Origin of the sequence: Mesorhizobium sp. M0276, assembly GCF_040321755.1 — a bacterium.
Classification (GTDB): Bacteria; Pseudomonadota; Alphaproteobacteria; order Rhizobiales; family Rhizobiaceae; genus Mesorhizobium.
Window position 1 is genome coordinate 86,041 of sequence record NZ_JAMYSC010000024.1, and the last position, 21,987, is coordinate 108,027.

At 63.3% G+C, this 21,987-nt stretch carries 18 protein-coding genes; 8 read left to right on the forward strand and 10 right to left on the reverse strand.

The genetic code is table 11. From position 1 onward, the window contains the following. The first annotated feature begins 131 nt into the window (after positions 1–131). Together NKJ01_RS19920 and NKJ01_RS19925 are read left to right on the forward strand one after the other, a co-directional pair. Positions 132–1,523, forward strand: a complete 1,392-nt coding sequence (locus tag NKJ01_RS19920; protein WP_023762225.1) for a sensor histidine kinase — start codon at positions 132–134, stop codon at positions 1,521–1,523. Then, positions 1,520–2,176: a LuxR C-terminal-related transcriptional regulator gene (locus tag NKJ01_RS19925; RefSeq protein WP_023762224.1), complete on the forward strand. Its 657-nt coding sequence runs from the start codon at positions 1,520–1,522 to the stop codon at positions 2,174–2,176. The genes NKJ01_RS19920 and NKJ01_RS19925 overlap by 4 nt, the downstream gene beginning before the upstream one ends. A gap of 75 nt (positions 2,177–2,251) precedes the next feature. Here the strand turns inward: NKJ01_RS19925 and NKJ01_RS19930 are convergent, their stop codons facing one another. Beyond that, positions 2,252–2,743 (reverse strand): hypothetical protein, encoded by a 492-nt coding sequence (locus NKJ01_RS19930; RefSeq protein WP_352730331.1) that lies wholly within the window; start codon positions 2,741–2,743, stop codon positions 2,252–2,254. 317 nt (positions 2,744–3,060) lie between these two features. Continuing rightward, the gene (locus NKJ01_RS19935) at positions 3,061–3,543 is read right to left on the reverse strand and encodes a hypothetical protein (RefSeq protein ID WP_352730333.1); all 483 of its coding nucleotides are present in this window, start codon (positions 3,541–3,543) and stop codon (positions 3,061–3,063) included. 295 nt (positions 3,544–3,838) lie between these two features. Here NKJ01_RS19935 and NKJ01_RS19940 point away from each other — a divergent pair, with 295 nt between their 5' ends. Further along, complete coding sequence (locus NKJ01_RS19940) at positions 3,839–5,842, forward strand: PhoX family protein (protein WP_352730335.1); 2,004 nt, start codon at positions 3,839–3,841, stop codon at positions 5,840–5,842. A gap of 130 nt (positions 5,843–5,972) precedes the next feature. On the opposite strand, the gene NKJ01_RS19945 is transcribed toward NKJ01_RS19940, so the two are convergent. Beyond that, positions 5,973–7,163: a flavin-containing monooxygenase gene (locus NKJ01_RS19945; RefSeq protein ID WP_352730337.1), complete on the reverse strand. Its 1,191-nt coding sequence runs from the start codon at positions 7,161–7,163 to the stop codon at positions 5,973–5,975. 338 nt (positions 7,164–7,501) lie between these two features. On the opposite strand from NKJ01_RS19945, the gene NKJ01_RS19950 reads away from it, so the two are divergent. Beyond that, on the forward strand, positions 7,502–8,539 hold the full coding sequence (locus NKJ01_RS19950) for a phosphatidylglycerol lysyltransferase domain-containing protein (RefSeq protein WP_352730339.1): 1,038 nt from the start codon (positions 7,502–7,504) through the stop codon (positions 8,537–8,539). A gap of 31 nt (positions 8,540–8,570) precedes the next feature. Here NKJ01_RS19950 and NKJ01_RS19955 read toward each other — a convergent pair whose 3' ends face one another. Together NKJ01_RS19955 and NKJ01_RS19960 are read right to left on the reverse strand one after the other, a co-directional pair. Then, positions 8,571–9,332: an ABC transporter permease gene (locus NKJ01_RS19955; protein WP_031261086.1), complete on the reverse strand. Its 762-nt coding sequence runs from the start codon at positions 9,330–9,332 to the stop codon at positions 8,571–8,573. A 14-nt stretch (positions 9,333–9,346) separates the two neighbouring features. Beyond that, positions 9,347–10,273, reverse strand: a complete 927-nt coding sequence (locus NKJ01_RS19960) for an ABC transporter ATP-binding protein (protein ID WP_352730341.1) — start codon at positions 10,271–10,273, stop codon at positions 9,347–9,349. A 237-nt stretch (positions 10,274–10,510) separates the two neighbouring features. Here NKJ01_RS19960 and NKJ01_RS19965 point away from each other — a divergent pair, with 237 nt between their 5' ends. Together NKJ01_RS19965 and NKJ01_RS19970 are read left to right on the forward strand one after the other, a co-directional pair. Then, positions 10,511–11,872, forward strand: a complete 1,362-nt coding sequence (locus NKJ01_RS19965; RefSeq protein ID WP_352730343.1) for a cytochrome ubiquinol oxidase subunit I — start codon at positions 10,511–10,513, stop codon at positions 11,870–11,872. A 108-nt stretch (positions 11,873–11,980) separates the two neighbouring features. Beyond that, the gene (locus NKJ01_RS19970; protein WP_352486105.1) at positions 11,981–12,985 is read left to right on the forward strand and encodes a cytochrome d ubiquinol oxidase subunit II; all 1,005 of its coding nucleotides are present in this window, start codon (positions 11,981–11,983) and stop codon (positions 12,983–12,985) included. Positions 12,986–13,194: 209 nt separating this feature from the next. Here NKJ01_RS19970 and msrA read toward each other — a convergent pair whose 3' ends face one another. From msrA to NKJ01_RS19990, 4 genes are all read right to left on the reverse strand, one after another. Next, positions 13,195–13,926, reverse strand: a complete 732-nt coding sequence (msrA, locus tag NKJ01_RS19975) for a peptide-methionine (S)-S-oxide reductase MsrA (protein WP_352730345.1) — start codon at positions 13,924–13,926, stop codon at positions 13,195–13,197. A gap of 111 nt (positions 13,927–14,037) precedes the next feature. After that, positions 14,038–14,298, reverse strand: a complete 261-nt coding sequence (locus NKJ01_RS19980) for a hypothetical protein (RefSeq protein WP_352730347.1) — start codon at positions 14,296–14,298, stop codon at positions 14,038–14,040. A gap of 100 nt (positions 14,299–14,398) precedes the next feature. Beyond that, a complete protein-coding gene (locus tag NKJ01_RS19985) occupies positions 14,399–15,097 on the reverse strand; it encodes a DUF1223 domain-containing protein (RefSeq protein WP_352730349.1) in 699 nt (232 codons plus the stop codon). 150 nt (positions 15,098–15,247) lie between these two features. After that, positions 15,248–16,312 carry a TadE/TadG family type IV pilus assembly protein gene (locus NKJ01_RS19990; RefSeq protein ID WP_352730351.1) on the reverse strand — a complete coding sequence of 355 codons (1,065 nt, stop codon included), beginning with the start codon at positions 16,310–16,312 and terminating at the stop codon, positions 15,248–15,250. 239 nt (positions 16,313–16,551) lie between these two features. Between NKJ01_RS19990 and lepA the strand changes: the two genes are divergently transcribed. Together lepA and NKJ01_RS20000 are read left to right on the forward strand one after the other, a co-directional pair. After that, positions 16,552–18,357, forward strand: a complete 1,806-nt coding sequence (gene lepA / locus NKJ01_RS19995; protein WP_352730353.1) for a translation elongation factor 4 — start codon at positions 16,552–16,554, stop codon at positions 18,355–18,357. Between the two features lie 508 nt (positions 18,358–18,865). Next, positions 18,866–19,381, forward strand: a complete 516-nt coding sequence (locus NKJ01_RS20000; protein WP_352730355.1) for a hypothetical protein — start codon at positions 18,866–18,868, stop codon at positions 19,379–19,381. Between the two features lie 519 nt (positions 19,382–19,900). Here the strand turns inward: NKJ01_RS20000 and NKJ01_RS20005 are convergent. After that, positions 19,901–21,541, reverse strand: a complete 1,641-nt coding sequence (locus tag NKJ01_RS20005) for an ABC transporter substrate-binding protein (protein WP_352730357.1) — start codon at positions 21,539–21,541, stop codon at positions 19,901–19,903. Positions 21,542–21,987 lie beyond the last annotated feature (446 nt).

Sequence of the window (21,987 nt, forward strand, 5' to 3'; positions counted from 1 at the left end):
CGCGGACGTTGTTTCCGAAGCGTGCCGGGACGTCAAGCGACCTCGACCGAACGTAGGCCTTGGCAACAGCAAGGCGGAAGCCCAATGTATTGAAATCGCCCAGCCTATCATTGAAGGGCGGTCAGGGGCTCATGATTCGTATTGTTCAAAACTTGGCGCGGCGCTGGAGCGAGCTTTCCCTTGCCCTGCAATTCGTCGTTGCCGGCGGCTTTGGCCTGCTGGCCGTCATGCTGGTGGTGGGAGCCTGGGTGACGGGTCAGATCCGGGATGGCGTCATCCGCAATTCGGCCGCCACGACGGCGCTGTATGTCGACAGCGTGATTGCGCCCCTGCTCCCGGACCTGCGCAAGCAACAGAAGCTCAGCGACTCCGTCAAGCAGGCGCTAGACGAGACGCTTGGCCAGGGCGCGCTCGGCAAGCGCCTCGTATCTTTCAAGCTCTGGAGCCGTGACGGCACAGTTCTCTACGCCAAGGAGACGGCGCTGATCGGCCGCCGCTTCGATCCGAGCGACAATCTGCGTTCCGCCTTCAAAGGCAGTGTCGTCGCCGAATTCAATACGTTCGATGATAGTGAAGGTGAGGAGAAGGCTTCCGGCCTGCCATTGCTGGAGATCTACAATCCCGTGCGCGAGCCGTGGTCCGGCGAGGTGGTGGCAGTCACCGAATTCTATGAGATCGCCGACGACTTCAAAGCCACGCTGGCTTCCGCTTTGTGGTCAAGCTGGCTGATCGTCGCCGGCGCGACGCTGGCGGCCTTCCTGCTCCTGTCGGGCATCGTCCTGCGCGGCAGCCGCACCATCGACGATCAGCGCGGGGCGCTGCGCCGCCAGGTGTCGGAGCTGCAGGGCCTGGTGACGCAGAACAGCGCCTTGCGAGTGCGCGTGCAGCGGGCGTCCCGTCGCGCCACCGCGCTCAACGAAAGGTATCTGCGCCGAATCGGCGCCGATCTGCATGACGGTCCGGCGCAACTCGTGGCCCTGGCGGCGCTGCGCATGGATAGTCCGGTGTTTTCCGGCGATGGCCATTCGGGCGAAAGCCGCTCCACCGAGGTCGCGATGATCCGCAAGACACTGGAGGATGCGTTGCGCGAAATACGCGGTATCTGCACCGGCCTCGTCCTGCCGCAGATCGAAACGGCTGCCGCAAACGACATTCTGCGGCTGGCCGTCAACGAACACCAGCTGAGGACGGGAACGTCCGTGACCCTCACGCTGGCCGGACAGTTGCCAGAGCCCGGCGCGTCGGAGAAGATCAGTATCTATCGGTTCGTGCAGGAAGGGCTGAACAACGCCTATCGCCACGCGCGAGGCAAGGATCAGGCGGTGAGTGCCGGAATGAAGGGTGGCAGGCTTTACGTTGAAGTATCGGATGCCGGGCCAGGCTTCGATCCGGCACGGGACGAGGGCCTCGGGCTCGCCGGCCTCAGAGAGCGGGTCGAAAGCATTGGCGGCCAGTTTGAAACCTTGACCGGGCCGCAAGGCACGCGTCTGGTAATCCGTCTATCGGTCGAGGAGCAAGCATGACTGGTGTCATTCGCATCGCCATTGTCGACGATCATCCCCTCTTCCGCGAAGGTGTGACGCGCAGCCTATCGGAGATCGGAGGCTTCGATATGGTTGGCGAGGGTGCCACGGCGCAGGATGCCGAACGCATCGTCTCGACCGTTCGGCCGGACATATTGCTGCTCGATATTTCGATGCCGGGCGGCGGCCTGGCCGCGGTTGCGGGGATCCTCGCCGGCCATCCCGCCCAGAAGATAGTCATGCTGACCGTTTCGGAGGCCAATGCCGATGTGACCATGGCCCTGAATGCAGGGGTGTGCGGCTATGTGCTCAAAGGCATCGGATCGCGCGCGCTTGCCGATATCCTGCGCAGCGTGGCGGCCGGCGAAAGCTATCTTTCGCCGACGCTCTCGGCTCGCCTGCTTTCGGATCTCCAGTCCCAGCATCCGACCAACGGCAATGCGGACCGGCTGCGGCAACTCACGGAACGGCAGACGGAAATTCTGCGGCTGGTGGCGGAGGGGCTAAGCAACAAGGAAGTCGCGTTGCGGCTGGAGCTGCAGGAGAAGACCGTCAAGCATCACATGACCGGGGTGCTGTCGAAACTCAATGTGCGCAACCGCACCGAAGCGGCTTTGATGATGCGTGAGCTGCGCGACCGCAACCAGTCTTAAACCCCCAAACGAGGTCACCTCCGCCGGGGGCGACGGAGGTGACGTGTGAGGCCGGCCGTTGCCTGTTGGTCGGCTTCACAAGGCCTTGAGACGGCCGACGTCGGCTGGTGTGGCCCGGCGGTCGATGATCGTGCGACCGAGCGCATCCTCCATCCTGAAACGACCGTTCTCGAGCTTTTCCGTTATGCCGTCGGGATGCCGGATCGTGATCTTGTTGCCTGTCACGTCGACCTCGTCGCCGGTCGTTGCATTGACATGGCTCGCGCTGTTGCCGTTCTTACCCTTGTTGGCACCCGACTTGCCGGCATTGCCACTGTTGCCATTCCCGCTGCTGCTGCTGCTGTTGCCGCCACTGCTACCGCTATTGCCGCCACCGCCATTTCCGCCACCGCCGTTTCCACCACCGCCGCCGTTGCCGCCACCGCCCTTGCCGGCCTGTGCGCTGGCGGCGTAAATCGCGGGAACGGAGCCGTGGAAGGCAATTTGATAGGGAGCGATGGTCAACGCCAGCGCAGCCGCGGATCTAAGTGCAAGCCGGCAACAAGGCGTTGTGAGCGATCTGTGCATCCTGATCTCCGTCGATTGAGCCCGGCGCGCCCACCTTCAACGTTGCAGTTGCAACCAACATCGCCGAAAGACGCGGTGCCCGGAAGCGACCTCCGACCGTTGCCGTTGTCACCCAGGACCTTTGCAAGCGCAAGATTGGACTAAAGTCCTAATCGCATGCTATATTAGTTTTGTATGAACGGCGCCGCGATCGCCATCGTCGAGCGGGATACTGGGTTTCCGTGATGCCTGACGACGGCAGACGCCGAACATCAAGTCACCTCCGCCGGGGGCGGCGGAGGTGACTGCGAAGCAGGCCCTTGCCTGGGTGGCCTGCCTCACAAAGCCTGAAGACGACTGTAATCGCGCGCCGTCGCTGCACGTTCGACGATCGTTCGGCCGAGCGCATCCTTCATCTCGAAACGGCCGTTCGCGATCTCTTCGGTGGTGCCATCGGGATGCTGTACTTCGATCTTGTTGCGATCCACGTCAACCTTGTCGCCAGTGGCCGCGTTGACGTGATGGCCGGCTCCGCCATCGTTTTGGCTTTTTCCGGTTCCGGAATTGTCGGTGGTGCCATGATCGTTGCTGGCGCCGTCGTCGCCGCCACCAGACCCGGAATTTCCGCTGTTTCCGCTGCCGCTTCCGCCGCTTCCACCAGCGCCACCATCATGTCCGCTATCCTTGGCGTGTGCGGCTGCGGCAATGAGGCCGGACGCGGAGCCGTTGAAGGCGAGTTGATAGGGGGCGACAGCCAGCGCCAATGCCGATGTCGCTCTCAGAGCCAGCCAACGAAAACGGGTGGGGGTCGATCCGCGCATCACGGACCCTCCTATACATCAGGCCGATGCCGGCTTTGGCAAGCGGCCGACTATTGCCGGCATAGTGGCCTTGGCATAGGGGGCCCACGACCAATGCCGCACCGACAGGGACCTTTGCTCGGCCTGACCAGGACTTTGGTCCCTCGCGTCGCTCGGTTGCGAAAAGGGTCGGCTGGCGGGTCGTGAAATCCGGTTGAAAGCGACTGGAGATGTCACGAAAATGTGATCGACCGGCTATAAGGGGTTAAACAGGCAACACGCTCAGCCATCGCCCAAAGCCAGAGGCAAGTCCCAAATGACCGAAAAACGCTCCCCCGACGCCCGATTCCGCACCAGCCTGCTCGAGGAAAACGACGGCCCCGCAACCAACCCTACGGACAACCGCACCATGGGCGAGATCATCGCCGCGCGGTTCTCGCGCCGTGGCTTCCTCAAAGGTTCACTGGCCGTCTCGGCCATCGCCGCAACCGTTAGTCCGCTGGCGCTGGTCAGTGCCGACGAGGCCCGGGCCGCAGAAGGCTCCGCCTTTGCGTTCGACGAGTTGGAGGCCGGCATCGACGACAAACACCATGTCGCGCCGGGCTACGATGCCGATGTGTTGTTGCGCTGGGGCGATCCGCTGTTTGCCGATTCGCCGGAGTTCGACCCGACGAAACAGTCGGCGCAGGCTCAGGCGAAACAGTTCGGCTACAACAACGACTATGTCGGCTATCTCCCGATCGACGGTTCGGCCGAACACGGCCTGCTGGTCGTCAACCACGAATACACCAACCCGCATCTGATGTTTCCGGGCGTCGTCAAGATCGTCGACAAGGACGGTAAGAAATCAGCCGAAGTCGCACCGCTCTCGAAGGAGCAGGTCGATGTCGAGATGGCTGCCCACGGCGGCACCATCGTCGAGATACGCAAGGTCTCGGGCAAATGGCAGGTAGTGCGCGACGGCAAGCTCAACCGTCGCATCACCTCCAGCACCGAAATGGCGCTGTCTGGTCCGGTCGCCGGCCACGATCGCGTCAAGACCAATGCAGACCCGTCCGGCACCAAGGTTTTCGGCACATTCAACAACTGCGCCGGCGGCGTTACCCCTTGGGGCACCTATGTGATGGCCGAGGAGAACATCCACGGCTATTTCTCCGGCGACCTGCCGGAGGGCCACAAGGAGGCCGCCAATTACAAGCGCCTTGGCATTCCCGAAGGCGCCTATGAATGGGCCGCCCATTACGATCGTTTCGACCTCGCCAAGGAGCCCAACGAGGCCAACCGCTTCGGCTGGATCGTAGAGGTCGACGTCAACGATCCGACCTCGACGCCGAGGAAGCGCACCGCCATGGGCCGCTTCAAGCACGAGGGCGCCGAATCAATCGTCGCCAAGGACGGTCGCGTTGTCTTCTATCTCGGCGACGACGAACGCTTCGACTATGTGTACAAATTCGTCACCAAGGCGGCGTTCAATCCCAACGACCATGCCGCCAACAAGGATCTGCTCGACGACGGTACGCTGCATGTCGCCAAGTTCGCCGAAGACGGTTCGATAGAATGGCTGCCGATCGTCTTCGGGAAGGCGCCGCTGACGACTGAGAACGGCTTCGCCAGCCAGGCCGATGTGCTGATCGAAACGCGCCGCGCCGCAGACCTGCTCGGCGCCACCAAGATGGACCGCCCCGAGGACATCCAGCCCAATGCCGTCAACGGCAAGGTCTATGTCATGCTGACCAACAATTCGAAGCGCAAGGCCGACCAGATCAATGCCGCCAATCCGCGCGCCGACAACGCCTTCGGCCACATCATCGAAATATCGGAAGATGACGGCGATTTCACCGCCATCAAAGGCAAGTGGGAAGTGCTGCTGAAATGCGGCGATCCCTCCGTCGCCGATGTCGGCGCCACCTTCTCGACGGCGACGACGGCCAATGGCTGGTTCGGCATGCCCGATAATTGCGCGGTCGATTCGGCTGGGCGCCTGTGGGTCGCCACCGACGGCCAGAGCCCGAAAACCACCGGCCGTACCGATGGCCTGTGGGCGGTCGACACTGAAGGCGCGGCGCGGGCGACCTCGAAACTGTTCTTCCGCGTGCCGATCGGCGCCGAAATGTGCGGCCCGCTGTTCGCGCCCGACGACCAGACCGCCTTTGTCGCCGTCCAGCATCCGGGCGACGGCGGCGAGGACTGGGAGCCGTTCGGCCGCCCGTCCTATTACGAGGACCTGTCGACGCGCTGGCCCGACTTCAAGCCCGACATGCCAGTGCGGCCGGCGGTGGTCGCGATCACCAGACAGGGCGGCGGCAAGATCGCGGTCTGATATTAAAGCGCGTCGCGTTGAAATGGATCCATGCGACGCGCTTTAGGTCTTTGTTTCCATGCACAATGCCGGAATGGTCGAGGAGGACTTGATGATTGAGGTCGTCGAGTCCCGGCGGCTCGAACCGAAATCAGCGTGAGGCACCGGATGAGGCGCCAGCGGCACCTGCAATCCGTTTGGCGATCGCCTTGGCCAGGATGCCGGCATTGGCGAAACAGCCGCGAATGCTTGGCCGCATGCCGGTGAACCACAGGCCGGGGAATTTCGGATCGGATTGGCCGCCATTGAAGAGAGGAACGCCCTTGCCGTCGAGCACGCCGAGCTTGCCGACCATGGGCTCCAGCCCGGTGCGATAGCCTGTCGCGGCAATGACGATGTCGGGATAGACCAGGCTGCCATTGGCCAGTATCACGCCGTCGCGGGTGAATTCCCGTATGGCCGGCACCACGGTGATCTTGCCCGATTTGATGGCGCTGACGGCGCCGTCGTCGGCGGCGATCGCAGTGTAGTCCGAGGTCAACCGGCTGGCGCCGCCCGAGGGCGCTGGCGGCAGGCCGAATTTGGTCAGGTCGCCGAAAACCAGGCGCTGCGTTGCCGTCATCACCGCATCGGCGATCCACAATGGCAAGCGCGCCATGAGCGGCGAAAGCCTATGCACGGCGATCTTGCTGATCCGCTTGGGCAGCAAAGCGGGGCCGTTGCGGGCCGACAGCCAGATGGCTGCCGTGTTGATGCCGGCCAGATGATTGAGCGCGTCGAAACCCGAATTGCCGGCGCCTACGACCAGCACTTTTTGGCTCGCATAGCCCTGCGCGTCGCCGAAATCCGCCGAATGGATGATGCGGCCGGCGAAATCCTTCATCCCTTTCCATTCGGGAATGAACGGCAGCCTGTCGCGGCCAGTGGCAATGACGACATTGCGCGCAAGGCGAAGTCCGGTGCTGGTCCGCAGCGCCCAATGATCGCCCTTGAAGGTGATCTCTTCGACAGCGACGCCAAACTGCACCGGCAGCCGGTTTTCCCCACTGAAATCATTCATATGGCGGATGACGGCCGTCCTTTGCGGAAAAGCAGGCGTGCCGGGGGGATAGGCAAGGCCGGGCAGCGAAGAAAGATCGCGATGGGTGTTGAGATGCAACTGCTGATGCCGCCGATGCCAAGGCTCGGCCAGCCGGCTTTCTTTTTCCAGGATCGCCGTCGGCACGCCAGCATTCATCAAGGCATGCGCCGCGACCAATCCGGCAACACCGGCGCCAACGACGATTGCCGGCTCGACCGTTATCGGCAGGTCCGCAACCGACCGGATTGTCGTATCAGTCATTCACCCTCGAATCCCCATTCGACCCGTCCTTCCGCATGGCTCGCAGAACACTGTAACCGTTTGACCCCGCGCAGTATCCATACAACAACCTGCTGCCGATTTTCGAGCCATCCATTGGGCCGCGGTTGCGCTCTATATGGCATATGCGCGATATCAGCGGTAATCAGGTCGCGGCAATGTGATTGATTCGAGGCCTTGGGGGGCTGGCTGGTCTTTGTCATCCTCACGCGCATGCCCGGAAGGGTTCGATTTTCGAGGTCATGCGCAGAATCAAAGTGTTACAGCACCTTTGCGCGTCTTGAACGCACGGCGCTGTGGCGGCACGCGGAATCTCGGCCATGCCCTCCTTGCGGATCTATTTCGACAAAATCCTCGAGGGCGCCGCGCCCAAGGTGGCGCGGCAGGAGCTGACGCATGTCGAGCGCCTGGCGCTGGTTCGCCGCCATGGCGACTTCTCGCTCGCCTATTCAAGCGCCGTTCAAAACAAGCTTTCCTATTTCGGCGACTCCGACGGCTACATCGCCTTCGGCACCAAGATGAAGCATCATTTCGCACTCGGCGATCCGGTGGCGGCTCCAATGCTGCGGCCCGACTACATCAGACGCTTCGTCGAGACCGGCGGCAGCCCGTGGTTCGTGCAGATCGGCGAGGGGACCGCGCGCGTGCTGGCCGGGCTCGGCTACAAGGTCAATCGGCTCGGCATCGATACCCGCCTCACCCTGCCTGATCATGATTTTTCCGGAAAGCGCAACGAGACCGTGCGCTACTCCGAGCGCTGGCTCTTGAAGAAGGGCTTCTCGTTCGAAGAGGACAAGCGCACGATCCATCTCGACGAGATCGCCCGGCTTTCCGACAACTGGCGCGGCGACCGCATCGTCAAGCGTAGGGAAATGGGTTTTCTCAACCGCCCGTTCGCCGACCATCTGGGCACCGATATGCGCCGTTTCGTCCTGCATGGTCCCAATGGAGAGCTGGTCGCCTTGCTCGACTTCGACCCCTTGTATCGGGATGGCAAGGTCATCGGCTACACCACCGCCTTCAAGCGCAAGCATATCGATGCCTCGCCGCATGCCGAGATCGGCCTGACCAAGTTCGCCGTCGACCGCTTTCGCGAAGAGGGCATATCGGTGGTCACGCTTGGCTTGTCGCCGCTCGTCGACATCGGGCCGAGCGGATTTGCCGAGAGCGACTTCTGGCGCAACACTTTTCAGCGCGCCTACGACTCTGCCTGGGTCAACCGCCGCAGGTTCAACCTGCAAGGCCAGGCGGCGTTCAAGCGCCGCTTCCATGGTGTCGAGGAGCCTGTCTACATCGCCTTCCGCAAGGGGACGCATGTCGAGATGCTGGGGTTGCTGCGGCTGGTCAAGGCGATTTAGACCTGCCTGCGGCTCAGTATACTTTCGCCGCTCAGTTTCTCAGCCGGTAACCCGTCCTGAATATCCAGGCGACGATCGTTATGCAGATGGCCAGGAAGACGACCGTCATGCCGAGGCTGATGCCGACCGAGACGTCGGACTTGCCGTAGAAGCTCCAGCGGAAGCCGCTGATCAAATAGACGACCGGGTTGAACAGCGTCACCGTGCGCCATATGCCGGGCAGCATGTTGATCGAATAGAAGCTGCCGCCGAGGAAGGTCAGCGGCGTGATGATCAGCAGCGGTACCAGCTGCAACTGCTCGAAACTCTTGGCCCAGATGCCGATGATGAAGCCGAACAGGCTGAAGGTCACCGCCGTCAGCACCAGGAAGGCGACCATCCAGAACGGGTGCAGGATGGTGAGCGGCACGAACAGCGACGCTGTCGCCAGGATGATAAGGCCGAGGATGATCGACTTGGTCGCGGCTCCGCCGACATAGGCGATGACGATCTCCAGATAGGAGACCGGCGCCGACAGCAATTCGTAGATCGAGCCGACGAATTTCGGGAAGTAGATGGCAAAGGAGGCGTTGGAGATCGACTGCGTCAACAGCGACAGCATGATCAGGCCCGGCACGATGAAGGCGCCGTAGCTGATGCCGTCGATCTCGGTGATGCGGGAGCCGATGGCCGAGCCGAAGACGACGAAATACAGCGATGTCGAGATGACCGGCGAGACGATGCTTTGCAGCACGGTGCGGAAGGCACGCGCCATTTCCACACGGTAGATCGCCCATACTGCACGTAGATTCATGGCCGTGGGCAGGTTCATGGCTCTCTTCTCACCAGGTTGACGAAGATCTCCTCGAGCGAACTGTTTTGCGTGTCGATGTCACGGAACTGGATGCCGCCCGCCTCGAGGTCGCGGATGAGCGAGGCGACGCCCGGCCGCTCGGCCTGGTTGTCGTAGGTGTAGGTCAGCTGCCCGCCATCGCCCGACAGCTCCAGCGCGTAGTGCGAGAACGCTTCCGGAATTGCGGGCAGCGGATTGCGCAGTTCAAGCACCAGCCGCTTGCGGCCGAGCTTGCGCATCAGTTCGGCCTTGTTCTCGACGAGGATGATCTCGCCGCGGTTGATGACGCCGACGCGGTCGGCCATCGCCTCGGCTTCCTCGATGTAATGCGTGGTTAGGATGATGGTGACGCCGTCCTCGCGCAGCCGGCGCACCATCGCCCACATGTCCTGGCGCAACTCGACATCGACCCCGGCGGTCGGCTCGTCGAGGAACAGGACACGCGGCTCATGCGACAGCGCCTTGGCGATCATCAGCCGGCGTTTCATGCCGCCCGACAGGGTGATCGCCTTGGCGTCCTTCTTGTCCCACAGCGACAGGTCGCGCAGCACCTTCTCTACGAAGGCCGCATTGGCCGGCCTGCCGAACAGGCCACGGCTGTAGTTGACCGTCGCCCAGACGCTCTCGAAGGCGTCGATGGTCAGCTCCTGCGGCACCAGCCCGATCAGGCTGCGCGCGGCGCGATAATCCCTGTTGATGTCGTGACCGTCGACGGTGACGGTGCCCGACGAGCGGTTGACGATGCCGCAAACGATCGAGATCAGGGTCGTCTTGCCGGCGCCGTTGGGCCCAAGCAGCGCAAATATCTCGCCACGCTGGATGTCGAGATTGACCTCCTTGAGCGCGGTAAAACCAGTAGCGTAGGTCTTGGAGACCCCGGAAATAGACAGGATGGAAGACATGGCTGAAAACGGCTGCTTGAAAGAGGTTCCCTGATATAGGCCGAATGTCGTCCCATGCAACTGCAAGTCAATGCCGCTGCTGACAGTTCTCGACAACGATTGCGGGCGTCGAGGCCGGGCACGCCGACGCCATATCGGGGGCCCTGCGGCGTTCCGCCCTGCGTGACGCGACGCCGCTTTGACCGGGCACGGCTCGCGCCCTATTCTTCCAGGCATTCGAAGCAGCCGGAGCCCACCATGGACCCGCTCGTCCTGTCGCGCATGCAATTCGGCGCGAATATCTCGTTCCACATCCTGTTTCCAACGATCACCATTGCGCTTGGATGGGTGCTGCTGTTCTTCAAGCTGCGCTACAATGCGACCAATGATTCCGCTTGGATGCGCGCCTATTTCACGTGGGTGAAGGTGTTCGCGCTGTCGTTCGCCATGGGCGTCGTGTCGGGCGTCACCATGAGCTTCCAGTTCGGCACCAACTGGCCGGGCTATATGAAAACGGTCGGCAACATCGCCGGACCGCTGCTGGCGTACGAAATCCTCACCGCTTTCTTCCTCGAAGCGGCCTTCCTCGGCATCATGCTGTTCGGCTTCCGCCGCGTCTCCAACCGCAGCCACACGCTGGCGACGGTGCTGGTGGCGGGCGGCACCACCGTCTCGGCCTTCTGGATCATCGCGCTCAATTCCTGGATGCAAACACCGGCCGGCTTCGAGATCCGTGACGGCGTGGCGCATGCCGTCGACTGGTGGGCGATCCTCTTCAATCCGTCGATGCCCTACCGGCTGACCCACATGCTGCTCGCCTCCGGGCTGACGGTATCATTCCTGATATCGGGCCTGTCGGCGCTGCGATATCTCAACGGCGACCGCTCGGAATCGATGTGGAAGGCGCTGCGCACCGGCGTCTTCACTGCGGCAATCCTGATCCCGATCCAGATCTTCGCCGGCGACCAGCATGGGCTGAACACGCTGGAGCACCAGCCGCAGAAGATCGCCGCCATGGAGGCCAACTGGAACACCGGCCCCAACGTGCCGCTGGTCCTTTTTGCGCTCCCCGACGAGGCGGCCCGCGAAAACAAATTCGAGATCGCCATTCCCGACGGCGCCAGCCTGGTGCTGCGGCATTCGACCAGCGGTGTGGTGCCGGGCCTCAACGACTATCCCGGAAACCATCCGCCTGTGTTCCCGGTGTTCTGGGGCTTTCGCATCATGGTCGGAACCGGCATCCTGATGCTCCTCGTCTCGTGGTCGGCCGCCTTCTTCCTCAAGCGTCGGCACAGCCTGCCGAAGCCGCTCGCTTTGCTGATGGTGCCGATGGCACTGTCGGGCTGGCTGGCGACACTGGCCGGCTGGTACACCACCGAGATCGGCCGCCAGCCCTGGCTGGTGACCGGCGTGCTGAAAACCGCCGATGCGGTCGGCCCGGTGGCCGGCAGCCATGTCGCCCTGACGCTCGCCATCTACCTTGTCCTCTATGTGCTGTTGCTGATCGCTTTTCTCGGCGTGCTGGTGCACCTGGCGCTGAAGGCGGCGAAGGATGGCGACAACTCGCCGCTGCCGGGCGTGCTCAATGCGCCGATGTCGCAGCCGGCCGCGGGGGAGTGAGGAATGGTCCGCGCAGCGGACGAAAAGCCAACGATTTGGCTTTTCGAATGACGAACGCCCGCAGCCATAGCGAAGGGCAGAAGCCGTAATGAGAAGGACGAGAGATCAATGACCTTCGACTGGCCAACCGCGCTCCCCCTCATCTTCGCCGGCCTGATGGGCCTCGCCATCCTGATCTACGTCATCCTCGACGGTTTCGATCTCGGCATCGGCATCCTGTTCGCCGCGGCGCAGGATGCCGAGCAGGACACGATGATCGCCGCCATCGGCCCGTTCTGGGATGCCAACGAGACCTGGCTGGTGCTGGCCGTCGGCCTCCTGCTGGTCGCCTTCCCGCAGGCGCATGGCGTCATCCTGACCGCGCTCTACATTCCTGTGTTCGTGCTTCTGGTCGGGCTGATCCTGCGCGGCGTCGCCTTCGATTTCCGCGCCAAGGTGCCGACCGAGCACAAGCACCGCTGGAACCGTATTTTCTTCCTGGGTTCCATTATCGCTTCGCTGGCGCAGGGCTATATGCTGGGCGTCTACGTGCTCGGCCTCGATGTCGGCTTCGGCGGCATGGCGTTCGGCGTGCTGGTGGCTTTCTGCCTGGCCGCGGCCTACGCCGCCATGGGCGCGGCCTGGGTGATCTACAAGACCGAGGGCGAGCTGCAGAAGAAGGCGGTGCGCTGGCTGCGCACGACGCTGGTGCTGACCGCGCTCGGCATGGTCGCCATCTCGCTGGCAACGCCCCTCGCCAGCCCGCGCATCTTCGACAAATGGTTCGTCTGGCCCTCGATGCTCTATCTGTCGCCGCTGCCGATCCTGTCGGCGCTGCTGTTTCTGTGGCTGTGGCGGCAGACATTCCACCTGCCGAAGCCCGACGATCGCCATTCGCTGACGCCGTTCCTGACACTGGCCGCGATCTTCGCGCTCGGCTTTGCCGGGCTGGCCTGGTCGTTCTATCCGTTCGTGGTGCCGGATCGCCTGACCATCTGGCAAGCGGCCTCGGCACCGGAAAGCCTGGCCATCATCCTGGCCGGCACCGTGGTCGTGCTGCCGATCATCATCTTCTATTCGTTCTATGCCTACCGCGTGTTCGGCGGCAAGGCGACGGATTTGACGTATGATTGAGCGCCCAGCGGCGCACGCCAGCGCGAGGCGCCCCTCTCTGGCCTGCCGGCCATCTCCCCCTCAAGGGGGGAGATTACGCGCTTAGTTGCTTTCGCCAACTATCAACGCAGTAGGGCGAGTGGGACAGCGAAGCTGCCGATCTCCCCCCTTGAGGGGGAGATGGCCGGCAGGGCAGAGGGGGGTGCTTCGCGCCGACGTTTCGAGAGAACTCAATTGCTCGCCGACAACACCAGCACCGGCTTTTCGCTGTACAGCGCCGGGAACAGCGCCTTCAGGTTCGCCACCTTGGGCAGGTCGTTGTAGACGATGTAGGGATAGGTCGGGTTCAGCGTCAGGAAATCCTGATGATAATTCTCGGCCGGATAGAAGGTCTTGCCGGTTTCCAGCGTGGTGACGATCGGCTGCGGGAAGACCTTGGCCTGGTCGAGCTGGGCGATGTAGCTCTGCGCGATCTTCTTTTGCGCATCGTTTTCGGCAAAGATCGTCGAACGGTACTGCGTGCCGGAGTCCGGTCCCTGGAAGTTCAGCTGGGTCGGGTTGTGGGCGACCGAGAAATAGACCTGCAGCAGCTGGCCATAGGTCACTTTGGACGGATCGTAGGTGATTTCGACGGATTCGGCGTGGCTGGTGCGGCCTGTGCCGACGGTCTCGTAGACGGCGCTGTCCTTGTCGCCGCCGGTGTAGCCGGATACGGCCTTGGTCACACCCTTGACGTGCTGGAAGACACCCTGCACGCCCCAGAAGCAGCCGCCGGCGAAGATTGCCTTTTCACTGCCGGGCGCCGCCTTTTCGTCCAAAGCCGGCGGCGGGATCTTCACCGCGTCCTCGGCAGAAACCGCCGGCGTCAGCCAGAAAGCGGCGCCCGCGGCGGCCAGCGCAAGTGCGGCGAGCGCGCCTTTGACAAAGCCAAGCGAACGGTTTGGTGTCTTGATGTCGGTCATGGTTGCACTCCTCATGCCTTCCATTGGGATCAGTCTATTGGATCAGGGACGGCGGCGCGACGCACGAGTTGCGGCGGGGGCTCACATTCGCGTGCGCCGCCGGCAATCGGCCTAGTTGGCCGGCTTCATGGCATCGGTTGCCGGTTTCATCGCGTCAGCCGTCGGCTTCATGGCATCGGCGGCCGGCTTCATCGAATTGGTGGCCATCGGGTCGGCGGGCTTCATCGCATCGGTTGCAGGCTGCATGGCGTCCGCGGCCGGCTTCATGGCATTGATCGCGTCGTCGGCACGGGCGATGCCGCCGGCAAACAGCGCCGTCGAGCACAGAGCGAAAGCGAGGGCAGGCAGCGTCAGGCGGAACAGAGTGGTCATGATGGTCTCCTTGGGGTTGATAGTGGGGCGCGCTGTCCTGGCGGCCGTTCTATGCGGCGCCGCGCGTGCGGCGTTTGCGCAATCTCTTTTGAAGCGTGATCTAGTTGGTTGCTGCGGCCAGAATCGGCCCGCCGCCTGGCGACTGGACGAGCACGGCGGTGCTCAGGCCGTCCGAAGCCGGCGGCAGATCGAGCACCGCGGCGGCGCCGGTCCAGCCGCCGATTTTCTTGAGCGAATGCACGACATTGGCATGCGGCAAAGTGCGGCCGGTGTTTTCGCCGCGCGCCACCGGCACCTGGACGACTCCCCTGAGATAGCGCACCAGCCAGACATCGGCCCTGCCGCCAGGCACCGTGCCGGCACCGATGCTGACCTTGCCGCGGTCGATCGACAGCGACGGGCCGCCGATGCGGCCAGTGCTTGCGATCAGCTTTTCGATCTCACCGGGTGCAGCGCCGACGGCATCGGCATGGCCGTTGACCACCACTTGCGGCGTGAACGGGCCGTCATGGCCGAGCGGCGGCTCGTAGCTGACCTGGCGCTGCGTGAATTCCTGGCGGCCGAACGTGTCCTTCCAGCCGAGATAGTCCCAGTAGGTGACGTTGAAGGACAGCGCCAGCACGCCGGGCTGGTCCTTGACCCTGATCAGATTGGCGTTGGCCGGCGGGCAGGACGAACAGCCCTGGCTGGTGAACAGCTCGACCACCGTGAGCGGCAGGGCAGCGGCCGCACCGAGCGACACTGCGAGTGCAAGCGCGCAAAGGCTGGACACTGTGACGAACTTGCTGGACCCTGACATTCGGCTTGCTCCGTGGCGCCGGCGCCCGGATGCGCCGCTCATGTCCCCACTTCGCCGCTGTCTGCCGCTTCGTTACAGCGCTCACCGGTTTGTGATCATCAGGCTCAATTCTTCCCTTCTCCCCTTGTGGGAGTGGGCCAAGAGCGCCGCTTACTGCGTCAGCACCGTGTTGTTGGGCCGCTTGTTGAAGTCGCACTTGCCGGTCACGTTGTAGAAGAAGTCGGCGTTGCCGACTGGCGCCGGAACCGAGTTGCCGCCGTCCTCCCAAGCCTGGTAGCCGGTCGAGCCGCAGGGCACGAGGCGGAAGATATCGACGACCTGGCCGGTCGCGATCTCGGCCGGAAGGACGTCCTTGCTTGTCGAGCTGTAGAGCCGGTTGGACGTGGCCGCGTCGTTCGAAGAGAGGTTTTGCGGGTTGCCCGACGGCACGTTCATCTGCAGATAGAGGCCGGCCATCTGGCTGACGTCGATTGACGCACCGGCGGTGCTGCCAGCAGACATCGTGTCCACGCAGTAATATGTCGTGCCAAACTTGTCGGTGTTGAGCGTAACCCCGGTGGGCGCGTTTTTGCCGAGTTTGCAGACCTGCGTCTGGGCCAACGTGGTGACGGTCTTGCCGGTTGAATCGGTGGTGATGACGTTGACGTTGGTGGTGCCGTAGCCTTTCGGATCTCCGGTTTTGCCATATGTATAATCGATCGTCATCAGCGGCTTGGCCACTGCCGCACCGAATTGCGTGCCGTAGAGCGTCATTTTCTTGTTCCAGTAACCCGACACGCCGGTGACCTTGAAGGTCGCCGCCACCAAAGCCGGCGTCTTGTTCACCGCCGATGAGACGCCGATCGCCACCGTGGGGATCCTGGCGATCTGCATGAAAACGGTCGGCATGGGGAAGCTCGCCGTTGCCTGCGCCGTGGCGGTGCCGTTGGCGCTGACGGCGAAGGTGTTCAGCGTCGCGGTGCCTTGTCCGCCATTGGCCACGTAGGACGCCTGCATCGCCACCTGGCGTTGTGGCATCGTCGAGGCCGTATCCATCGTGGTGATAGACAGGATCGCGGAATCGAGTGCCGCCTGTTCGGTCGACCTGGTCTGGACCGCCGAGGTGTAGTCGACCGAAAAACCGATCGCGGTGATCAGCGGAATCATGACGAGAACGAGTATCGGTGCGAACGCGCCGCTCCGCGACCCGATAAACCTGCCTGCCAGCCCCCGCATGCCTTGATCCTTATTTCAGAATATCCTCCCCGGCTAACATGGCAGTCCCCAATTATGATCTAACGGACTTGGTTAATATTTATCGTTTTTCGCGAAGAGCGCGTAATGAGCCATAAGCGCCGGCGGCACTTGCCCGGCAGAGGCCGTACCGCTTGCTCTGCAACGGCCGCAACGCTCGCCCCGCCCCGGCAGTGGCTGTGCCGCTTGCCGCAGCAAGCCGCCCCTGCTAAACGCGCGCCATGAGCACTCCCCTCGACCACATCCGGAATTTCTCCATCGTCGCCCATATCGACCATGGCAAATCCACGCTTGCCGACCGGCTGATCCAGCTGACCGGCGGGCTGGAGCTGCGCGACATGAAGGAGCAGGTGCTGGACTCGATGGACATCGAGCGCGAGCGCGGCATCACCATCAAGGCGCAGACGGTGCGGCTGAAATACCACGCCAACAATGGCGAGGACTATATCCTCAATTTGATCGACACGCCCGGCCATGTCGACTTCGCCTATGAAGTGTCGCGCTCGCTCGCCGCCTGCGAGGGGTCGCTGCTGGTGGTCGACGCCTCGCAGGGCGTCGAAGCTCAGACTCTGGCCAATGTCTACCAGGCGATCGACAACAACCACGAGATCGTCGTGGTGCTGAACAAGGTCGACCTGCCGGCCGCCGAGCCCGAGCGCATCCGCGAGCAGGTCGAGGAGGTGATCGGCATCGACGCTTCCAACGCCGTGCTGATCTCGGCCAAGACCGGGCTTGGCATTCCCGATGTGCTGGAGGCCATCGTCCACCAGCTGCCGCCGCCGCGCGAGGGCGATGCTTCAGCGCCGCTGAAGGCGATGCTGGTCGATAGCTGGTACGACGCCTATCTCGGCGTCATCGTGCTGGTGCGCATCATCGACGGCGTGCTGAAGAAGGGCCAGACCATCCGGATGATGGGGACCGGCGCCAAATACCTGGTCGAGCGCACCGGCGTGTTCACCCCGGCCCGCATCAATGTCGACGAGCTTGGCCCCGGCGAGTTCGGCTTCTTCACCGGCTCGATCAAGGAAGTGGCCGACACCCGCGTCGGCGACACCATCACCGAGGACAAGCGCGCCACCGCCAAGGCGCTGCCCGGCTTCAAGCCGGCGCAACCGGTGGTGTTCTGCGGCTTGTTCCCGGTCGACGCCGCCGATTTCGAGGATCTGCGCGCCGCGGTCGGCAAGCTGCGCCTCAACGACGCCAGCTTCTCCTTTGAAATGGAAACCAGCGCCGCGCTCGGCTTCGGCTATCGCTGCGGCTTCCTTGGCCTGCTGCATCTGGAAATCATCCAGGAGCGGCTGGAACGCGAGTTCAACCTCGACCTGATCGCCACGGCACCCAGCGTCGTCTACCGGCTGCTCCTCAACGACGGTTCGATGAAGGAATTGCACAACCCGGCCGACATGCCCGATGTGGTGAAGATCTCCGCCATCGAGGAGCCATGGATCCGCGCCACCATCCTGACGCCCGACGACTATCTCGGCGGCATATTGAAACTCTGCCAGGACCGGCGCGGCATCCAGGCCGACCTGTCCTATGTCGGCAAGCGCGCCATGCTGATCTACGATCTGCCGCTCAACGAAGTGGTCTTCGATTTCTACGACCGGTTGAAGTCGATCTCCAAGGGCTACGCTTCGTTCGACTACCACCTCACCGACTACAAGGAGGGCGACCTCGTCAAGATGTCGATCCTGGTCAATGAGGAGCCCGTCGATGCGCTGTCGATGCTGGTGCACCGCACGGCGGCGGAAAAGCGCGGAAGGCAGATGTGCGAGAAGCTGAAGGAACTGATCCCGAACCATCTGTTCAAGATCCCGATCCAGGCCGCGATCGGCGGCAAGGTCATCGCCCGCGAAACCATCTCGGCGCTGCGCAAGGACGTCACCGCCAAGTGCTACGGCGGCGACGTCTCGCGCAAGCGCAAGCTGCTGGACAAGCAGAAAGAAGGCAAGAAGCGGATGCGCCAGTTTGGGAAGGTCGATATCCCGCAGGAGGCGTTTATTCAGGCGCTGAAGATGGGGGATTGAGAAGCCGATTGGCGCGCGAAGCGCGCCAATTCATCGATCCGGTGGATCGATGGCAGGCTTCGAAAGCGGTGGAGTTGCCGGGGGCAATGTGCCCCGCTGGTGATGCGTTGACGCAGAGCGGTGTAGATTACTCTCCAGGAGGCGGCGCCCAGGCTATCTGGGCACCGAGCGCTTTTTTGAATGTTCCAGGGTCCCCGCGCTGTTGGCATCGGCACGCGGAGATCACGTTTGTACGAATACGTACCGATGGCCTTGGCTTGGTTGCTCGTGCCGCGATGGGGCGCTACAAAAATCGGGCGGCGGACCTCGGTTCGCCAGTGGCCGACGCGGGCTCAGGCAACTGTCTCACCGGCATTCGCGTCGGCCACTTCTCGACCGCAGGCGAGGGCGTGACAAGGCCGGATCGCCCGAGGGCTTCTCGACACCTCCGCCGTTTTCCGCTTCGCGCTACCCCTTTGAGAACGTTCCGCCCAGGAGTATCCTCAGCAGGGCTTGGGGGAGATTTCAAATGCGTTCCAACCCGCTGGACATCGTTGCCGCGACCGGCCTGGCGATCGGTGGCGCTTTCGGGCTTGCCGGCACCTTCGTCGCCAGCGCCGAACTGCGCGAGACGCTGTGGACCGTCGACGGCGTGGCACTGGTGGTGGCGACCGCGCTGCTGACGATGAAATACCAGCGGCTGGGCAATGACTGCATAGCTGCCGGATTTCTGACCTTTCTCGCCGGCGAGAGCCTGCTGCTGGCCGGCAATGCGGCAGGGCTTGAGGCCAGCGTGCCCTCCTATGTCGGCGGCATCTCGCTGTGGGCGGCCGCACTTGTCATGGTCAGCGCACCGAAGACTTTCGCCGTGTGGATGCGGCTCACCGCGCTCGTGGCCGCAGGGCTGTTTGTCGTCTCGGCTTGCATGATCCTGTGGGGCGCGCGCCTACTGCCGACCTCGTCGCCGCTGCCCGCCGCCGGCTATCCGTTCCTGGTGCTGACCTTCGTCGGCTGGATCTGGACTTTGGTGAAGACCGAGAGGTGAACGGGTCGGCGCGTCTTGCCTTCTCCGCGGTGGGAGAACGGAAGACCAACGCTGGCGCCGCCCCTCATTTGGCTGCCGCCACTCGTCGTTCGAAAAGCCAAGCAGTTGGCTTTTCGTCCGCTACGCGGACCACTCCTCAACTCCCCGTAAACGGGGCGAAGGACGCTGTCATCGCTGCTTTCGCCAATCACCAGCGTTGCAAACCGAAACGCCGGCGTTGCGGCCGGAAAGCCGTTTCCGGAGGGGCTGCGCCGCCTTGTGATGGTCGGGCCGTAGGCGCTGCCTTAGTTCCTCGCCCCACGATGTGGGGAGAGGTGGCCCGGCGAAGCCGGGACGGAGAGGGGCCTGCGCGGCGTTGGGAGGTCTATCGCCTGAAAGCACCCGATGGAATTTATCGTTCGGCTCTTACCCATCATGCGGCTTTGATATTGCGGAGGGCGTCCCCCTCTCCGTCCCGGCTTCGCCGGGCCACCTCTCCCCCACTTCTGTGGGGGCGAGGAACCCAAGAATGGCGAAGGCTCAACTCTCAATCCACACCTTCTCAAAGTGTTGTTCCAGCGCCTGGTGCTGTTCGCAACCCTCCACACCCTTGCGGTACGTCCGGTAGACCGAGCGCCAGTAGGGTTGGATGATGATGCCTGAGTCGCGCAAATTCAGCTCGATCTTGGCCATGATCTCCTTGCGCGCCTTGGCGTCCGGGGTCGCCAGCGCCTTGTCGAGAAGCTCGTCGAACTCCTTGTTGGCGTAGGCGCTTTCGTTCCAGGCGGCGCCGGATTTATACGCCAGCGCCAGCACCTGGACGCCGAGCGGGCGGCCGAGCCATTCGGTGCAGGAGAAGGGGTATTTGCTCCAGTCGTTCCAGAAGGTGGCGGCCGGCAGCACGGTGCGCTTGATCTTGAGGCCGGCCTCGCGCATCTGCGCGCCGATGGCGTCGCCGGTGCTCTTTTGCCATTCGACATCGACGGAGATGAGTTCGAATTCGTGGTCGGCCTTGCCGGCCTCCGCGAGCAGCTTCTTCGACTGGTCCAGGTCGCGCTTGGCCGGGCCGATATCGGCATATTCGGGGTGCATGGGGCCGACATGGTGGTTGTCGGCGGGCTTGCCGCGACCGCCGAGGCCAAGCGCCAGCACGGCGGAATTGTCGACGGCGAGCTGGGCGGCGCGACGCACCTTGACGTCGTCATAGGGCGCGTTGCCGACATTGAAGCGGGCGACGATGGTGGAGCCGGTGGCGATCTCGGAATTCATCAGCCCCATCTGCTCGGTCTGCGAGACGGCATCGGAGGCGGTCTCGTGGTCGGTGTCGATTTCGCCGGATTCGAACGCCGACAGCATGGCGTTGGGGTCGGAGCCGTAGTCGACCCATTTGATGCCGTCGAGGTGGAACTCGCCCTTCCACCATGGCTTATCCCTGCGCTTCACCTCGGCGCCGGTCTCGGCATCCCAGCGGACCAGCTCGCAGGGGCCGGTGGTGATGGCCAGCGCCTTCTTGGGATCGGCGTCGCCCTCATAGGAGCGGTGCATGATCAGCGCCGGATAGTCGGCCATGCCGGCGATCAGCGAGATGTCGGGCTTGGGCAGGTTCAGCTTGATGGTGAAGTCGTCGACCTTGGCGATGCCGCCGTCGACCACCTTCTTGGTGTCGGCGTTGACCAGCGCACCCATGCGCGCGGCGACCGAATTGCCTGCTGCCGAGGCGTCGCACCAGCGGGTGAGGTTGTGGATGACATCGTCGGCGTTGAAGGCATCGCCGTTCGACCAGGTGATGCCCTTGCGGACATGCAGCGTCAGCGTCCTGGCGTCGTCGCTCGCCTCCCAGCTTTCGAGCAGCCAGGGCTCGAAGGAGAAGTCGGTGTTCCAGCGCACCAGATATTCGTTGCAGTGGCGGGCGACATTGGACATCTCGACGCCATCGAAGGTGCGCGGGTCCTTAAAACCCTTGACGTTCATGGCGACGCGCAAGACGCCGCCCTTCTTGGGTTCCGCCGCGCGGGCAGGGGTGGCGGCCAGCCCGCCCAGCGCCAGGGCGCCGGCGGCGCTGACGCCGAGGCCGGCCATCAATGCCAGATATTCACGGCGGCTGATGCCGCCGGTCTTGAAATCGTCGGCGACGGGTTTTGCCTGCGGGTGCAATTTGCGGTCGGTCAGCATGAATTTCATCGTCGTTCCCCTGTTGTTGGGCGCCCCGGCCGATCGACAGACGCGGGGGACGGATGCGATCGCCGGGACGCCTTTTGCCTGAGGGAATGATAGAGCGAGGTGACGCTGGGGAGTGTTCGGTTTTCCGCAGTGATTGTGCGGTGCTCCGCAGGGGGGAGTCGGCAGTGCGCTTATACTTTGCAGCCGCGCTGGGAGAGATGCGCCAACGGCGCGGCGCCAATCTCCCTCCTTGAGGGGGAGATGGCCGGCAGGCCAGAGGGGGTCGGCACGACGGGACGCGACCTCGTACTTTCAAAAAGATGATGCTAGCGCTCTACGCGCGACGACCCCCTCTGTCGCCTTCGGCGACATCTCCCCCTCAAGGGCAGGGGAATCGCACATGAGTACAAAGGGACTCTTGTGTGGTGTGCGGAAATCGATTCTGAAAGGACCTCTGGATGATCGGA

Bases quoted from the DNA above. Each gene is read 5' to 3' on its own strand.
- NKJ01_RS19960 (WP_352730341.1), bottom strand. From the start codon at position 10,273: ATGTCTTCCATCCTGTCTATTTCCGGGGTCTCCAAGACCTACGCTACT.
- NKJ01_RS19935 (WP_352730333.1), bottom strand. From the start codon at position 3,543: ATGCGCGGATCGACCCCCACCCGTTTTCGTTGGCTGGCTCTGAGAGCG.
- NKJ01_RS19940 (WP_352730335.1), top strand. From the start codon at position 3,839: ATGACCGAAAAACGCTCCCCCGACGCCCGATTCCGCACCAGCCTGCTC.
- NKJ01_RS19980 (WP_352730347.1), bottom strand. From the start codon at position 14,298: ATGACCACTCTGTTCCGCCTGACGCTGCCTGCCCTCGCTTTCGCTCTG.
- NKJ01_RS20005 (WP_352730357.1), bottom strand. From the start codon at position 21,541: ATGAAATTCATGCTGACCGACCGCAAATTGCACCCGCAGGCAAAACCC.
- NKJ01_RS19950 (WP_352730339.1), top strand. From the start codon at position 7,502: ATGCCCTCCTTGCGGATCTATTTCGACAAAATCCTCGAGGGCGCCGCG.
- NKJ01_RS19920 (WP_023762225.1), top strand. From the start codon at position 132: ATGATTCGTATTGTTCAAAACTTGGCGCGGCGCTGGAGCGAGCTTTCC.
- NKJ01_RS20000 (WP_352730355.1), top strand. From the start codon at position 18,866: ATGCGTTCCAACCCGCTGGACATCGTTGCCGCGACCGGCCTGGCGATC.
- NKJ01_RS19965 (WP_352730343.1), top strand. From the start codon at position 10,511: ATGGACCCGCTCGTCCTGTCGCGCATGCAATTCGGCGCGAATATCTCG.
- NKJ01_RS19985 (WP_352730349.1), bottom strand. From the start codon at position 15,097: ATGTCAGGGTCCAGCAAGTTCGTCACAGTGTCCAGCCTTTGCGCGCTT.
- NKJ01_RS19930 (WP_352730331.1), bottom strand. From the start codon at position 2,743: ATGCACAGATCGCTCACAACGCCTTGTTGCCGGCTTGCACTTAGATCC.
- NKJ01_RS19925 (WP_023762224.1), top strand. From the start codon at position 1,520: ATGACTGGTGTCATTCGCATCGCCATTGTCGACGATCATCCCCTCTTC.
- NKJ01_RS19945 (WP_352730337.1), bottom strand. From the start codon at position 7,163: ATGACTGATACGACAATCCGGTCGGTTGCGGACCTGCCGATAACGGTC.
- msrA (WP_352730345.1), bottom strand. From the start codon at position 13,926: ATGACCGACATCAAGACACCAAACCGTTCGCTTGGCTTTGTCAAAGGC.
- NKJ01_RS19990 (WP_352730351.1), bottom strand. From the start codon at position 16,312: ATGCGGGGGCTGGCAGGCAGGTTTATCGGGTCGCGGAGCGGCGCGTTC.
- lepA (WP_352730353.1), top strand. From the start codon at position 16,552: ATGAGCACTCCCCTCGACCACATCCGGAATTTCTCCATCGTCGCCCAT.
- NKJ01_RS19955 (WP_031261086.1), bottom strand. From the start codon at position 9,332: ATGAATCTACGTGCAGTATGGGCGATCTACCGTGTGGAAATGGCGCGT.
- NKJ01_RS19970 (WP_352486105.1), top strand. From the start codon at position 11,981: ATGACCTTCGACTGGCCAACCGCGCTCCCCCTCATCTTCGCCGGCCTG.